Below are 16,063 nucleotides of genomic sequence, written 5' to 3'. Positions count from 1 at the left end.
TTACGTACACGAGTTTCTTATCTTGTACATTATTAAGCCATAAACCAAACTCAACAAATGAAAGCCTTGAAATTATTACCTTTGGCAGCAGCGCTGCTCTTTTCCTTTAATTCCTATTCAAAAGTTACGCTGCCCGCCATCATTTCCAATGGAATGGTATTGCAGCAGCAAAGCAACGCTGCCTTATGGGGTAAGGCAAAAAGCGGTGCAAAGCTCACCGTCATTACGTCCTGGAACCAAAAAACATATACTGCCAGTGCTGCTAAAGACGGCAGCTGGAAATTGTCCGTACAGACACCCAAAGCTGGTGGCCCTTATAAAATCACGTTTAATGACGGCGAAAAGCTGGTGCTAGACGATATCCTGATTGGCGAAGTATGGCTCTGTTCGGGCCAATCTAACATGGAGATGCAGGTGAAAGGCCACAGCAACCAGCCGATACTGCACAGCAACGATATATTGACTGAAGCAGAGGAACCGGGGGTAAGGCTTTTCAGGGTAGAAAGAAACATGTCGAGAACTCCTTTAACAGAACTGAATGCCAAATGGGAACATACCAATTCCGAGACCGTTGGCCAGTTCAGTGCAGTAGGTTACCAGTTTGCCCGCATGCTGCAGCAGCGTCTTAAAGTCCCTGTAGGTATTATCCAATCGGCCTATGGCGGCACAGTAATAGAAGCCTGGATGGACAAAAAAGCTTTTGAAGGCGTTACCGATTTTAAAATCCCGGCTGATACGGCCAAAATCATTAAAAACGAACCCTTTGTACTTTTTAATGCGATGATCAATCCGATAGTTGGTTTTAACATCAAAGGAGCGCTATGGTACCAGGGCGAAAACAATAGGTTCAATGCCGGTACTTATGATAAAAAAATGGAAGCTATGGTAAAAGAATGGCGCAGCATATGGGGCTGTGGCGAGTTTCCTTTCTATTATGTACAGCTGGCTCCAAATGTTTATAAGGGCAGCGAAGACCAGGTACCGGTGATTTATGAATCCCAGGCCAGGGCGATGAGCCTGATCCCGAATTCAGGAATGGTGGTAAGCGTAGACGCGGGCAGCCAGACCACCATACACCCACCAGATAAAACCATCATTGCCAAAAGATTATTGTACTGGGCGCTGGCCAGAACCTATGGCAAAAAAGGGGTTGCCTATATGGGACCGGTTTATAAATCTTTAAAGGTAGAAGGCGCCAAAGCTATTGTTAGTTTTGATGAGGTAGCCATCGGTTTAACCGCATACGATAAGCCGCTGATCTCATTCGAAATAGCCGGAGCAGATAAGATCTTTTATCCGGCAACAGCTGTCATCAGCGGCAAAACAGTGGTGGTACAAAGCAAAGACGTGAAAACCCCTGCAGCAGTAAGGTACGCCTTTAAAGACAGGTCAGAAGGTAACCTATACAATGTAGAAGGATTGCCCGCAGCACCGTTCCGGACGGATAACTGGTAAACTTATCCATAAAAAAATAATAACTTGCGCATAAATTAACCGATCCGTCGTTAATGTAATCAAAGCAACGTATATCTATTTTATGGTCAAAAACTATAAGTTCCTGCCGCTCATTGCCCTTATCTTTCTGAGTTCCTGCTCTTCCATGTATATGCCCAATGTTCCGAACACTCCTATGCTGAGCCAGAAGGGAGAGTTTAGCGGAGGGCTACACATTTCGCCCCGGTTCAACACCAGCATTAATGGAGCCTATGCCGTTTCCGATCATATAGGGGTATTGTTTAGCGGGTCTTATATGAACAGGGAAAAAGAAAGCAAAGATTACCGGCATAAGCTGGTAGAAGTTGGCGGGGGCTGGTTTGATACTTTCGGACCGGACAATAACCGCATCATTGAGATCTATGTAGGCTATGGTGGCGGCAGGACCGACCGGACATTCAGAACTTTTGACGACAATGATGTCTTAACCGCAACAGATATAGAGGAAGTAACCTACAGTAAAACCTTTTTACAGGTAAACTACAGCTCAAAGAAAAACAACAACCTGCGTTTGTTTGGCAAAGATTTCCCTTTAAACTATGGCACGGCCCTGCGCATCAGCGATGTGAACATGAAAACTTTTATGCGCAACTCAATGGGGCAGCAACGGGAAGGAAATGTATTTTTTGAACCGGTTTTCTTTACCAGGATGCGTCTGAGCGAATTGGTTCAGCTGCAATACACCACCAGCGGAACTTTTGGCATCAACAGCAGAAAATTCATGAATGCCGGCAATTCCATATTTACACTTGGCGCGGTATTTAACCTAAACGGAAAAAAAGCAAAATAACCCTGAACCGGTTATTTTGCTTTTAAAGTCATAATCCAGCTGGCAATCTGTTTTACCTCAGCTTCCTTCATGGCCGGATGGGCAGGCATAGGAACTTCGCCCCATACACCAGTGCTGCCTTTCATGATTTTACCGGTAAGATAAGCCACAGCATTCTTGTTTGATTTGTATTTGGCGGCAATCCTGGTAAAAGAAGGCCCTATAGATGTTTCATTTACCTTATGACAGGTACTGCAATCTGACTTAAGCATTATCGATTTTCCTGTAGCTGCCTGCGTTGCCTTCTGGTGTCCGATTGGTGCAGACACGGCACCTGGTTTTTGGGTATTTGAGACATACAGCGGAAGTTTACCCGCTTTCAGATAGTCAATCCTTGCAATTCCTGCATCTGGATTTTTAGAAAACCAGCCTTTTCCATATTCGAGGATATACAATTTACCATCAGGGCCAAGTTCCATATCAATAGGTGCCGCTAAAGGAATATTTGTCAAAAAAGGCTCCATGCTCAGGTAATCTCCTTCCGGGGACATCGTAACAGCCTTTACCCAGCCACGTACCCATTCATAAATGATCAGTTTGCCGTTATAATAAGCCGGATAGGGTGCTATGCCCGGTTTTGTATGGTAAACTGGTCCTGCCATAGCAGTACGGCCACCAGAACCTACATCAGGAAATTCCTTTGAAACTCCGTAAGGATACCAGATATAGGCGGGTTCTGCAGCAGGCAGCGTAGTTAAACCTGTATTATTTGGCGAATTGTTAATGGGTTCAACCGGATTAAAAGCCGGCCCGTTTTGCCCGTTGGTATAGTCATAAGCCTTATAAGCATAGTTGTTGCCAACAAATAATGGCCAGCCAAAATTCCCTGCTTTACGGGCCTGGTTAATTTCATCATAACCACGCGGTCCTCTCAATTCATCATCGGCATTTGCATCAGGGCCAACCTCACCCCAGTACAAAAAGCCTGTTTTCTGGTCTACTGATATCCGGTAGGGGTTTCTGTTGCCCATAACATAAATTTCGGGCTTACTCTTCGGCTCATTTTTAGGGAATAAGTTACCATCAGGAATACTATAAGTGCCATCTGGTTTCATTCTGATTCTTAATATTTTACCTCTAAGATCATTGGTGTTACCTGAGGATCTTCTGGCATCGTACTGATGCAGGCCCGGTCTGTTATCTAAAGGGGCATAACCTTTATTTACATATTCATTTTTAGGTACATCAAAAGGAGTGGAGTTGTCGCCCGTAGACACATACAGCAATTTATCCGGGCCAAAAGCTATCGAACCCCCGGTATGGCAGCAGATGTCTCTCTGCGAGTAAAACTCAAGAACTACTTTTTCAGATGCCGGGCTGATCTTATCATTGACCAGCTTAAAACGGGAGAGGCGGTTTACAGAAGCTTTTAGCGGACTGTAAAATATAAACACATATTGGTTGGTAGCAAAATCAGGATCCGGGGCAATACCCAGTAACCCTTCTTCGGCATTTACATTGGGCACACCGGTTTTAAAGTAAACATCTAGCCTGAGCGCCTCTTTCAAAGCTTTAGTCTTGTTCTTGTAGAGCATAACCTCGCCTCTGCGCTGTGCAACAAGGATATCCAGATTTGGAAGAACAGCCATTTCTGTCGGTTCTGTAAACTGTCCCTTCACCAGGCTTGTTTTCACAAACCGGCGCTGGTCTGGAGTATCATTTTGTGAATTGTATTTTTTTTCAGTTCCGGGATTACTAAAAAAGAGCAATGGCAAATAGCTTATGCCGGAGAGCATTAAAGCAGATAATATTTTCATGGTTAGTTTGTGTGTGTTTTATACACTAATCTATTACTAAATAATCAGGACCGCAAGTAATAAATTAAAAAACAGGAGATTATCTAAACCAGGAGTGCCTTTAAGCGACGTGTCTTTATCTTTAAGGCAGATCCTTTTCTCAGGAACTCTGTATAACCTTTATGTAATTTGATGGCTTTTATAGCATCATACCCGGCGCTTGAGCTTCTTATTTTATTGAGTAGGTAGGTGTCATCTTTAAAAAGGTCTGCTTCTTTTAAAAAACCCGTTTTTAAAAATTCCCGGATGATCAAAGCCAGCTGATGATTGGCATAGACGTATAAAGGTGCATTAAATACTTCCTGGTTCAGCTGCTTAAATACTTCATTGATCCAGTCGGCCTGCTTTTCATCGGTAACCAACATCTGCCCGTTTTGCAGGCGTATGTGCTTCAAAAATAGCCGTGCGTTATTCCAGCTGATCAAACGCGCGTGAAGCGAATCGCGCAGGGTATAATCCAGCCGGTCGGCACAAAGATCGGGCAGGGGCCGTTCCAGTATATTAAATTCCCCATTCAGTATCTGCTCTGCACTGTAGCCATGTTTTACCAAAATATCTGGTATTTCTGAATCCATCAATACTGTAGTAAATACCTGTTCATGATAATTCTCTTCACTATTTTCGAATACGTAATCGCCAACATGGGAAAAAGCGGTATGAGACACGTCGTGGAGCAGGCCGGCAATCTGTTCCAATTCGGAGCCTCCAAGCATCCTGATGAGCAGGGCTACCCCAATAGAATGTTCCAGGCGGGAATGGCCCAGATCGGGGTTCACCAGAAAAATTGCACCGCTCTGGTGAATTCCGCCCAGGCGTTTGAGTGCTTTTGTATTCAAAAGGTCGGCAAAAACAGCTGGCAGTTCTACATTTCCATAAAGTATATCATTTACCTGTATCATCATCAGTTGGGCTAAAAATAGATTGAATATTCACAGGGCAATAATACTAATATTTTTAGTTTTAATAAAAATAAATGTAGTTTATTTTAGCAATAAAAAAACAGACAATTTAATGCTTTGATTGAGTTTATTTGCGGGCATTTCGCTTACTAATGATAGGTGTTTGCTACCTGTATAAAGCTACAAAACACCTTTCTAATACGTTTAAAACACGTTTTTTACACCTTGTTGTTTACCACCAAACAGTTGTACAAACTTATTTTAAGAGCAGCCAGGCCAGTAAAATACCGTAAGAAATACCAGATTCTTTGAATTGCTGCCGCAGGTTCTTTAAGGCCTCAACCAGGTGGTTGTTCACGGTATTTTTAGAAATGTTTAACCGCTCGGCAATTTCTTCATGACTAAGCCCTTCATAGCGGCTTAGCTTAAAAACAAGCTGCTGCTGTTTGGGCAATTTGGCTACAGACTGGTCTGTAAACTCCTGCAGGTCGGCCAGTAATACAGCTTCTTCTGTTTCGTTGTGGGCCTCGTTAAGGTCCAGCCAAAGTTTTTCGCGTGCGGCGATGGCGGTTGCAGCATTTCGGAGGGCATTTAGCGTTAGCCGCCTGGCAATGGTGTAAAGATAAGGACCTAGAGGCAGGTTGATATCAAGCTGTTGCCGGTTTGTCCACAAACTGATCAATGTTTCCTGTACAATTTCCTGGCTCAGTTCCTTGTTTTTCAGAAAGCGCCAGGCAAAACTGTAAAGTTTGGTTTTGTAAGTATCATAAACAATAGCAAATACAGGTTCTTCATTATTACGAAGCCCTATAATAAGTTTAGTTTCACTATGTATTTGCCCTTCCATGCCCCGGTTATTTCATCCCTGCAAGGTAAAAATAACTCGGCAATTTGCGTTCAGATAAAAAAATAAAAAAAATTACGTTTTAACTAGTTATACTTTACGGCTGGCGTGTATTACCAGTATTATCAGAATATAATATGACATCAAAAAAGAACTTCGATAAATCAAGAGTACGTGGATTGCTGCTTGCATACACCGGCAATAATATTCCGTACGCCGATTATAACGAGTTAATGGATTATATACAGGAAGCTAAACACGATGCAGAATTGTATGTGTTTATGGAACAGGTTTGGAATGCCCAGCCGGTTTTGCAACCTTTTACCGACCTGGAATCAAAAGTTTTGTACCAGCAGATCTTAAGCGATAAACGTTTCAAGGAAAAACCTAAAAATAAAGTACCTGTTTATAAAATGTGGTATGGCATTGCTGCAAGTCTTGTCCTGCTAACAATTGCCGCTACGCTAGTATACAATTATAAAGGATTTTTTAAAGAAGAAGAAGCTCTGTTATCTAAAAATGTCATTAAAAACGACATTCCTCCCGGCAGCCCAAAAGCTATATTAACTTTAGGTGATGGCAGCAGGGTAGAGCTGAGCCAGGCCGGGAATGATTCCTTAATGAAAAATTCTGACCATATCACTAAAGCCGCTGATGGACAGCTGGTATATGGACATTCAGTTAAAATGGCCAGTTTACGCTACAATACAATTGAAACCCCTAGGGGAGGGCAATATCAGGTTATACTTCCTGATGGGACCAAAGTATGGTTAAATAATGCTTCCAGGCTTAAATACCCTGAAGGCTTTGCCGGGCAGCATAAAAGGATGGTAGAGTTAACAGGAGAAGCTTATTTTGAAGTGGCACACAATAAAAAGCAGCCCTTTGTGGTAAAAACCGACAAACAGGATGTGGAAGTTCTGGGAACCCATTTCAACATCAACAGTTATACCGAAGAAAATGAGACCATGACTACCTTACTTGAAGGTGCTGTTAAAGTCATAAAAAAACAGGATAAAGATCAGCAACAATCCTTAACTTTGGTACCAGGGCAGCAATCTGTACTTATGGCAGGCGTACTCAGTGTTCGGGCGGTTGACCTGGAAGCTGTAATGGCCTGGAAAAATGGTTATTTTATATTTAAGGATGAGAGCCTGCGGAGCATTATGCGCAAGATCTCGCGCTGGTATGATGTAGATGTAACCTATGCAGGGAATGTTCCGGATAAAAGTTATGAGGGTACCATTTCAAGGTTTAAAAACGTATCAGAACTATTAAGAAAATTTGAATTAACAGAAGGTGTTCATTTTAAAGTAGAAGGAAGGAGGATTACCGTTATGCCATAACTATACCCTATAACGGTAACTGAACAAACCAGGAGTGATTGGAGCCACTCCCGGTAAATTTAGGTTACCTTTTAAAATTGTCTTCTCACAACCATATCAACTAACCTAAACAATTCAAATGTATGAAATTTTACATTCAATTGAAGCGTAAGCTACTGCTTTGCACTTCAACCAAAGGTATACTATCAAAACAAACAGTAATGCGGATAAACCTAACCTGTATTCTGCTCTTAATGACCTTGATGCAAGTGTCTGCATCTGGTTTTGCCCAAAGACTGACCTTATCCAGAAAAAACATTACCCTGGAACAACTGTTCAGGGAAATCAAGGCACAAAGCGGATATGATTTTTTATATGAACCACAGGAGCTGAGAAGCGCCAAACGCATCAGTATCAATGTCAATGGTGCCCAGCTCAAAAATGTCCTGGATGAGGCTTTTAATCATCAGCCACTTACATATATCATAGACCAGAATACCATTGTGGTCAGAAGAAAAGAAAGATCTTTATTCGATACCATAAGCGATTTCTTCAAAAAAATCAACATCACAGGAAAGATAACTGATGAGAAGGGGAACCCTCTTCCAGGGGCGACGGTAAGGGTGAAAAACTCGGTCAGGGCTGCCATTACCAATGCGCAGGGTAACTTTCAGTTGAGGGATGTTGACGAAGGTGCTGTGCTTGTTGTTTCGTACATAGGATATAAACCTAAAGAAGTCACGGCTAAGTCTGGTTTTATGAACATCGTTCTTGATGAATCATCATCAGAGCTGGCATCGGTGACGGTGGTAAGCACAGGTTACCAGACCTTGTCTAAGGAACGGGCCACGGGGTCGTTTAATGTTGTTACCGGCGATCAATTGGACAAACCCACTACCAATATTGCGCAAAGGCTGATTGGTACTACCGCGGGTATGCAGGCAACACTTGATGCAAACGGCAACCCGCGCTTCGAAATCAGAGGGCAAACGGCTTTAAATATCCGTGACAACAATGGAAATTTAACACCAAATGCTTATCCTTTAGTAGTAGTAGACGGATTTGCTATCCAGGGAGACTTCAATACCATCAACCCCAATGATGTGGAAAGCGTTACCATTTTAAAAGATGCAGCTGCAGCTTCCATATGGGGTGCACGCTCTGCCAATGGTGTAATTGTAGTGGTTACAAAAAGCGGAAAACGTGGAACTCCTTTAAAAGTCGGTTTTTCAGCTTTTACCAGAATGTCAAGTAAACTGGATTTGGATTATGTAAATCCCCTGGCTTCTTCTGCTGAAACAATAGATTACGAAATGAAATCCTTTGGAAACTGGAGCGCTCAGATAAATTCAGGTTCACTGATGTCAGGTGTCGGATTTGCATGGTCGCCCGGTACGACTGCAATGAGTGAACACAATTTAGGTTTTATTACACTGGCACAGCGTGATGCATTATTGAACAAATACAAAACAATGAGTAACAAAGAGCAGATAAAAGATGAACTTTTAACCAACCCTTCTACTCAGCAGTACAATTTAAACCTTTCAGGTTCAACAGAAAAAATGAGCAATAACCTGTCTCTTTTGTTTGAGGATAACAAATCAAATTTCAAAAGGACCAACGATAAAAAATACATTTTCAACTACAGGGGCAATGCGGATCTGTTTAAATGGCTGGAACTTAGTTTTTCAGCTATGGGCAATTACAACAAGATCAACAGCAGCGGGGTTACTTTATCTGATATCCAGGGTCTTTCACCTTACGAGATGCTAAAGAACGAAGATGGGTCGCTGACAAACATTGCACAGTACTATACACCTATTATACAACGCTTTGTGCCAACCAACCTATTCCCATATTCAGATTGGACCTATAACCCGATACAGGAAATTGCGAACCGGAAAATCACTTTAGAGCAGTTGAACACGCGTTTGCAGGCAGGATTAAGATTCAAGGTTATCAAAGGTCTAACTTTCGACAGTAAAATTCAGTATGAGTTGTTCAATACTACGAACAAAGAATACAACAATGAAAATACTTTTGCTGTCAGAAGAGCCGTTAATCAGGCCGTTACCTGGGACCAGGCGACCAACAAAATTACACTTAACCTGCCAAAAGGTGGGATGCTGAAACAAGGTGCTGTAAATTCTCAAGGTATCATTACTACCCCGGGCAGGAGCAAGGCAGAAACCTATAATTTCAGGAACATGCTGAACTTCGATCGGAGGTTTAACGAAAAACATGAGATCAATGTAGTTGCCGGATCGGAGATCAACAATATTGTTGTTGAAAATTATGTATCACCTGTAACGTATGGCTACAATGATCAGACGCTGAGTGTAGGTACTTTCCCTAACGGTCCCGGAGGAACGTTTTTCCCTATTAAAAACTGGCTGGGCACCAACCAAACTTTTGGTTATTCCAATGCATATTCCTACGCAACTGAACGTTATTTTTCACTATTCGGCAACGCATCCTATACCTATGACAATAAATACACCCTCTCTGGAAGTGTACGTACAGATGCTTCCAACCTGATTACCGACGATCCTTCTTATCGGTATGCGCCTTTCTGGTCGGTAGGTTTAGGCTGGCAATTACGTAACGAAGCTTTTATGAAAGCCGTTAACTGGGTTGACAGACTGACTGTGAGAGCGACCTATGGATATAACGGAAATGTAGACCGTAGTACTTCATTCAGGCCACTTATTGCCATGAATGGAATCCCGAACACAACTACAGGAGATTTTAATGCAACTGTCAGCAGCTTTGGTAACCCAAGCCTTAGATGGGAAAAAACCGGCACATGGAATTTAGGAATAGATTATTCTTTGTTCCGTGGAAACCTGTATGGAAAGATAGATGTATACAACAAATCAGGAAAAGATTTGATAGCCACTTTATCTATACCTGCAATAAACGGAACGACCAGTCAGAAATTAAACAATGCTGAAATGACCAACAGAGGTATTGAACTTGAACTGGGTAGTAGAGTAGGAATTAAAGATAATGATATTGTTTGGCGCGGTAACCTGAATTTCTCTTACAACAAAAACAAGATCACCAAATTATTTATAGCCAACTATGCCGCCTCTACACTTGTTGGCGGGGGCAGTAATGCCTATGTTGAAGGTGTTGATGCCAATACCTTATGGCGCTTTCAGTATGGTGGAATGCAAAATACCCAGCCAATGGTTGTAGGTGCTAATGGTACTTTATACGACTTTGGTGCATTTACACCGGGCGATGGCAGGGATTATTTATTAAACATGGGTACCGCTGTTGCGCCATATACACTTGGATTTGTAAATTCATTTAAAGTATACGATTTTGATTTTTCATTTATCGTAACCGGTAAGTTTGGCCATAAGTTTCAGCGAATGGGCTTCAATTATCCGCCAACATGGACCACAAGGGTGTTACCTAACAAAATGATATCTGAAGTTATCAATGGTGATCCATCGAAGATCGTACCACTACCACAAAATCTGATAGAGCCAAGGTATTACTTCTGGGACAGGTTTCATCAAAATCTAAGTTACCTGATCGAAAGTGCCTCACACATCCGGATGCAGGAAGTAAACCTGAGTTACAATGTGCCGCAGAGCGTTTTATCAAAACTTAAAATGAGCCGTATCCAGGTCTTTGCACAAGGGAACGACCTGTTTACCCTTGTAGCAAACAATGCAGGAGAGGATCCGGAATACAGGCTGGGAACTTTAAAACCTCAGCCAAGAATTTCATTGGGCTTTAAATGTGAATTTTAAAAAATAAGATCATGAACATTAAATATAGATTCTTCATCAAACTTCTGCCTGTAATGGCAGTGACTTGCATATTTACATCCTGTAAAAAATTTTTGGAGGAGGCACCCAATAAAACAACCTCACTAGTGGTAAAAACAACAGCACAGATTAATGCACTGCTGGATAACCCAAATACTTTCTATACTGAAAACAATAGTAGTCAGATTTTTAGTACCGACGACTACGGCTTAACAACGGATGTGTATAATGGCGGTAGGGGTGTATTTTCCAATATGGCTGCTTTTGAATTCTTAACCTGGGATACCCAATATATACCAGATCTGAGTGACCTTTTCTGGACCAATGAGTATAAAAAGATATTCACTGCCAATCTTGCTTTAAATTCCGTAGATGGTGTTACAGGGACCGAAGCAGAAAAAGCAATCATTAAAGCCGATGCGCATTTTATCAGGGCCTATAGCTACTGGGTACTGGCCAACACCTACTGTTTACCCTATACTGAGCAAAATAAAAATGAGATGGGCCTGCCCATTAAACTGAGCGTTAGTTTTGAAGAGCCGATGCAAAGACAATCTCTTGAAAAGGTTTACCTGCAAATAGAAGCAGACCTGGCCGAGGCCTTGAAAACACCGGTAGGCCTTATGCAAAGCGGCAGGCCAAGGCATTGGAGGGCAAGCAAAGCCGGGGTAAACGCTTTTGCTGCACGTTATTACCTGAACAGGAACAACAATGCAAAAGCGATTGAGCATGCGAATGCTGCACTCGCAGATTACAGCACGCTGGTTGATTACAATACAGAAATGAAGTACAGCGACAAGACCCAGTCTATCACCATTAACTCTGGAACACCAAATGCCCAGACAGTGGTCTTGAAATACCCTTATACACATGATAACCAGACAGACATGATTGACATGATTGGCTGGAAAGAATTCTTATATTACAGAATGTTGAATTACACCTCCTGGTGGTACATTCCAAGTCTTGATCTGCTGAATCTTTATGATAAAACGAATGACCTGAGGTACGAATATCATATGGTTGAAGGTTACTCCTACGATAGAGGCATGACCAAACCTTCATACAATTACCCTGGCTATATTTTCTTTTTTAAAGACAGGCTGCCTTCAGGCCCGACAGTTGCTGAAGTATTGCTGATCAAGGCAGAAGCCCAGGCCAGGTCTAACGATCCGGGAGGTGCAATGACAACCATTAATACATTAAGGGCAAAACGTATGAAACCCGGTGCATGGGTTAACCTTGTTGCAACAGGTAAAGATGATGCTATTAAAAAAGTACTGGAAGAAAGAAGACGTGAAATGCCTTTTGTACAGCGCTGGTTTGATATCCGCAGGTATAACAACAACGATGATCCAAATGATGATGTGCTTTTAACCAGGACATTTTATCCTTACAATGCATCGAGTGTGTTGTTTAATGAACCGGTTAAAACCTATACCTTACCCAAAAACTCCAGACGCTTTGCTGCACCAATCCCACGCACCGAGATCATATCGAGCAATGGCGCTATTGAGCAAAACACCTATTAATTAAATATTTCAGGCCCTTTTGAACAGTCATAAGGGCCTGTTTATCCTTAAAACATACAACTATGATATTGAACAAAGTAAATGCAGCTGCAATGCTGCTTACTGGAATGCTATTCTTCAATTCATTTGAAGGATTTGCCCAGCACGGTAAAAATGAGGTGGTTACCGACAAGGTACAACTGGCTAAACTGAAAGCAGCAGTAGAAGCAAGCCCAGATAGTTTAAGCGTACACACCGCTTATACAAAGGCTATGGGTACCGAAAACCCGGAACTGGAAAAACAGTATGCCGTCTGGATGAAGAAATACCCTAAATCGGCAATGGTTCCATACGGCATTGCAAAAGCCTACCTGAATGAAGAAAGCCCAAAAGCAAAACCTTATCTGCTAAAAGCAACAGAGATTGACCCCAAATTTACAGAAGCCTGGGGCGGATTGTGGATTGACGGGGAACGCTGGGGCGATTTTACGGTATCAAGAAGTTACCTGGCCAAAGCTACAGCATCAGATCCTTCCAATCCAAACTATGCGTTTTATTATGCTTCTTCATTCGGCGGTATTGATGAAGGGAAGTGGAAACAAATGAGCCTTGATGTAGCTAAACGTTTCCCCAATCATGAACGTGGTGCACAGGCATTGTACTGGCTGGCAGCCAGGTCAAAGAAGACTGCTGATAAAATGAAGTATTTTGAATTACTGCACGATAGTTACGCGCCAGATAAATTCAACTGGTCGGCAAGCGGCATGTCCTCATACTTTAACATTTTGCTTTCAGAAAACCCTCAAAAAGCTGTTACTCTTGCACAGGAGATGGCTAAAACCGAAAAAGAGGAGAAAAAAACCTGGCCAGATCTGGTATTGCAGGCCCAAACCATAGCCAAAGCAAAGATGCTCCTGGATCAGAAAAAGGGAAGCGAAGCCCTGGCCATATTGAAGCAGTTAAAATTGTCAAGATATTCTGGGTTCAAAACCGATCTGGAGGTTTTAAAAGCGCAGGCAGCTGATGTAGCCGGAAATACCGGCGCAGCGTACGACAGTTTAATGGTAACTTTTGCTAAAAGTCCGTCTACAGCTTTAAAAGCTGCAATAACAGGCTATGGCAATAAACTGAACAAAAATGCAGGACAAGTAGAGACAGATATATGGTCGCGCTTGAATGCCAATGCCCAAATGGCTACGCCATTTAATGGTCTGAAGCGTTATATGACACCTGGAGAAGCCTCACTTTCTGATTATAAAGGCAAAGTGGTACTACTAACTTACTGGTTCCCTGGTTGCGGCCCATGCCGCGGAGAATTCCCTCATTTTGAGAATGTGGTTAAAAAGTTTAAAGGCAAAGACCTCGAATATTTGGGTATCAATATCGTATCCGAACAAAACGATTATGTAGTTCCTTTTATGAAAAGTAGTGGTTATAGTTTTACCCCTTTGGAAGAGGTGAAAGGACGTGCAAAAGGAAATCTGGATAACCGGGGCGGGGCCCCAATGAACTTTCTGATCGATAAGGAAGGCAGAGTAATCTTCTCTTACTTCCGTACAGATGGTGACAATGAGGACGATCTGGAACTGATGATCAACTTATTGCTTAACCCTAAACAAGCATAGTATGAAAAGAAAAATTTCTGGTCTTATACTATTTATTTTAATGGTATATGCCATTGTTCCTGCATGGGGACAAAAAAACGGTGATTTAAACAAACTGCGTGTACTGTATGTAGGTGGTTCTGCCAACTGGGAAAACGATGCCTTTAAAACACCCGAAGAAAAGGAAAAAGATGTACAACGGCGGTCGGCTTCATTTGAACAGATGCTGAAAAAACACTTTACCGAAGTAAAAGCCATCGATGCCAAAAACTATAGCCAGGATATGTCTGATGCTTATGACGTTACAGTAATAGACGGAACGCCTAAGCCTATAGCAGAAAGACAGATGATCAAAGATGCTAAAGGTAATGTAACCAAATATATCCCCCCGGCTTATCTTACAGAAAGCTTTAACAGACCTGTTGTTTTTATAGGGGAAACAGGTGAAAAACTGGGCCGTAGCATTGGTCTGAAACTGGATTGGTATTGCTTGTGCCTGGATGCCTATGCCCATAGTTTCCGTAAAGAACACCCCATTTTTAAAGGGCCTTTTCCGGTAAAAATGACCATTGAGCAAAAACCTACACCTGAAGATGCTTTTCATTATGAATACTTTCTGGGCAAACCTACGCCCAAATCGTTACCCATGTGGAGGGTGCAAACCAAAGGGTATGTTTCCGACAAAGGCTTCAGGATTGGCATGGTAGCCCGGCCATGGGGCTTTGAAGATTCGCCTGATGCAGAATCTATTTCGAGTGGGGTATGCGCCAAAACACTTGACGCTGTAGCCATAGGCAGGCATGGTAATTTCTTTCATTGGGGCTTTGCGGCCTCACCTGAGTACATGACGACAGAAGCGCAGAATGTATTGGCAAATGCCATTGTTTACATCTCAAAATTTAAGGACAAGGGAGTTATTGCCCGTAAGTACCTGGATAGGCGCGCCACTAAAGAGTACCTGAAAGAAAGAAAATACCTGGCAACAAAAGAAGCGTTTGATAGCTATGCTGAAATGAACAGCAAGTTTGATCAGCAAATGCTCGCAGAAAAGAAGAAGATAGAGGAAAAGAAAGCCAGAAACGAAAAACTGGCAGAACGCGAAGAACAGAGTTTAAGTTACCAGACTCCACCAAAGCAGTCTTTCGAGGATTTTCTGAAGAAGAACCAGAAAGAGCTGTTCGCTAAATTTGGCACCAATACAGCAGCCTACCTGAAGTATTATGATGAAAATAAAGATTACTTCTATTCAGAAGATGCCAGCTATGTGATCACTGTGGATGAAGATGTGAAAAGTCTGGGTATACCCAATACCGACAAGCATTTACTGGAGAAATGCATTGCCATGCTGGAAAAGGGGCAGGATACTGAAAAAGCAAAACGCATCCTTGACCGTTACACTTTATTGAATTACAAAACAGCAGGAGAGTGGAGAAACTGGTATGAAAAAAATAAGAGCAAGATCTTCTTTACGGAAACAGGTGGTTATTATTTTATGGTAAACAGTTACGATAAAGATACTGAGGGCAACAATTATAAGAAAAAACAAACCGAGGTATCCTATAACAACATCAAACCTGCAGAAACAGATGACAACAATGCGGTAAGCGTAGCTACCGGTATAGTAAATAAGGGAGCAAATAAAGAAGTTGTGGTTAAAGTCAGGATTCATCCTGGCTACCACATCTATGCATATGTGGCTGATGTTGACCCTTATACGCAAACCGCTTTAAAAATCGATCTTCCAGAAGGCTTCACCAAGGTTGGTGATTTAAAAAAGCCATCATTTAAGTACTTCAGCGATAGCGGAACCACCATTTATGAGGATGAGATCACGTTTACCCAGGAGATCAGTGGTAGTGGAAAAGGAGCCGTAACCTGCGCAATTTCGTATCAATGCTGCGATACGCATATCTGCTTTCCACCAGTTAATAAATCATATGAAATTCAGATATAATCTGAAAAACATTAAAAGCCGA

General features: G+C 42.1%; 10 protein-coding genes. 7 read left to right on the top strand and 3 right to left on the bottom strand.

Annotated features, from left to right (window positions below):
- Positions 1 to 57: 57 nt before the first annotated feature.
- Positions 58 to 1,455, top strand: a complete 1,398-nt coding sequence (locus B9A91_RS19640) for a sialate O-acetylesterase (protein ID WP_084240717.1) — start codon at positions 58 to 60, stop codon at positions 1,453 to 1,455.
- Between the two features lie 82 nt (positions 1,456 to 1,537).
- Positions 1,538 to 2,284: a hypothetical protein gene (locus B9A91_RS19635; RefSeq protein WP_084240716.1), complete on the top strand. Its 747-nt coding sequence runs from the start codon at positions 1,538 to 1,540 to the stop codon at positions 2,282 to 2,284.
- Positions 2,285 to 2,295: 11 nt separating this feature from the next.
- Here the strand turns inward: B9A91_RS19635 and B9A91_RS19630 are convergent, their stop codons facing one another.
- The 3 genes from B9A91_RS19630 to B9A91_RS19620 form a co-directional block, all read right to left on the bottom strand.
- A complete protein-coding gene (locus tag B9A91_RS19630) occupies positions 2,296 to 4,080 on the bottom strand; it encodes a PQQ-dependent sugar dehydrogenase (protein ID WP_084240715.1) in 1,785 nt (594 codons plus the stop codon).
- An 83-nt stretch (positions 4,081 to 4,163) separates the two neighbouring features.
- A complete protein-coding gene (locus B9A91_RS19625; RefSeq protein WP_235012609.1) occupies positions 4,164 to 5,021 on the bottom strand; it encodes an HD domain-containing protein in 858 nt (285 codons plus the stop codon).
- Positions 5,022 to 5,274: 253 nt separating this feature from the next.
- A complete protein-coding gene (locus tag B9A91_RS19620) occupies positions 5,275 to 5,865 on the bottom strand; it encodes an RNA polymerase sigma factor (RefSeq protein ID WP_084240714.1) in 591 nt (196 codons plus the stop codon).
- A 134-nt stretch (positions 5,866 to 5,999) separates the two neighbouring features.
- Between B9A91_RS19620 and B9A91_RS19615 the strand changes: the two genes are divergently transcribed.
- The 5 genes from B9A91_RS19615 to B9A91_RS19595 all read left to right on the top strand — a co-directional run bounded on the left by B9A91_RS19615 (position 6,000) and on the right by B9A91_RS19595 (position 16,041).
- On the top strand, positions 6,000 to 7,208 hold the full coding sequence (locus tag B9A91_RS19615) for a FecR family protein (RefSeq protein WP_084240713.1): 1,209 nt from the start codon (positions 6,000 to 6,002) through the stop codon (positions 7,206 to 7,208).
- Between the two features lie 122 nt (positions 7,209 to 7,330).
- On the top strand, positions 7,331 to 10,954 hold the full coding sequence (locus tag B9A91_RS19610) for a SusC/RagA family TonB-linked outer membrane protein (RefSeq protein WP_084240712.1): 3,624 nt from the start codon (positions 7,331 to 7,333) through the stop codon (positions 10,952 to 10,954).
- A gap of 11 nt (positions 10,955 to 10,965) precedes the next feature.
- Positions 10,966 to 12,504 carry a RagB/SusD family nutrient uptake outer membrane protein gene (locus B9A91_RS19605; protein ID WP_084240711.1) on the top strand — a complete coding sequence of 513 codons (1,539 nt, stop codon included), beginning with the start codon at positions 10,966 to 10,968 and terminating at the stop codon, positions 12,502 to 12,504.
- 62 nt (positions 12,505 to 12,566) lie between these two features.
- Positions 12,567 to 14,108 carry a redoxin domain-containing protein gene (locus B9A91_RS19600; RefSeq protein WP_084240710.1) on the top strand — a complete coding sequence of 514 codons (1,542 nt, stop codon included), beginning with the start codon at positions 12,567 to 12,569 and terminating at the stop codon, positions 14,106 to 14,108.
- A gap of 1 nt (position 14,109) precedes the next feature.
- Positions 14,110 to 16,041: a protein-disulfide reductase DsbD domain-containing protein gene (locus tag B9A91_RS19595; protein ID WP_084240709.1), complete on the top strand. Its 1,932-nt coding sequence runs from the start codon at positions 14,110 to 14,112 to the stop codon at positions 16,039 to 16,041.
- The last annotated feature ends 22 nt before the right edge of the window (positions 16,042 to 16,063 follow it).

The organism is Pedobacter africanus (genome assembly GCF_900176535.1).
Lineage (GTDB): Bacteria > Bacteroidota > Bacteroidia > Sphingobacteriales > Sphingobacteriaceae > Pedobacter > Pedobacter africanus.
The sequence above is the reverse complement of the archived record's forward strand: the minus strand, read 5'-3'. Positions and strand labels throughout refer to the sequence as shown.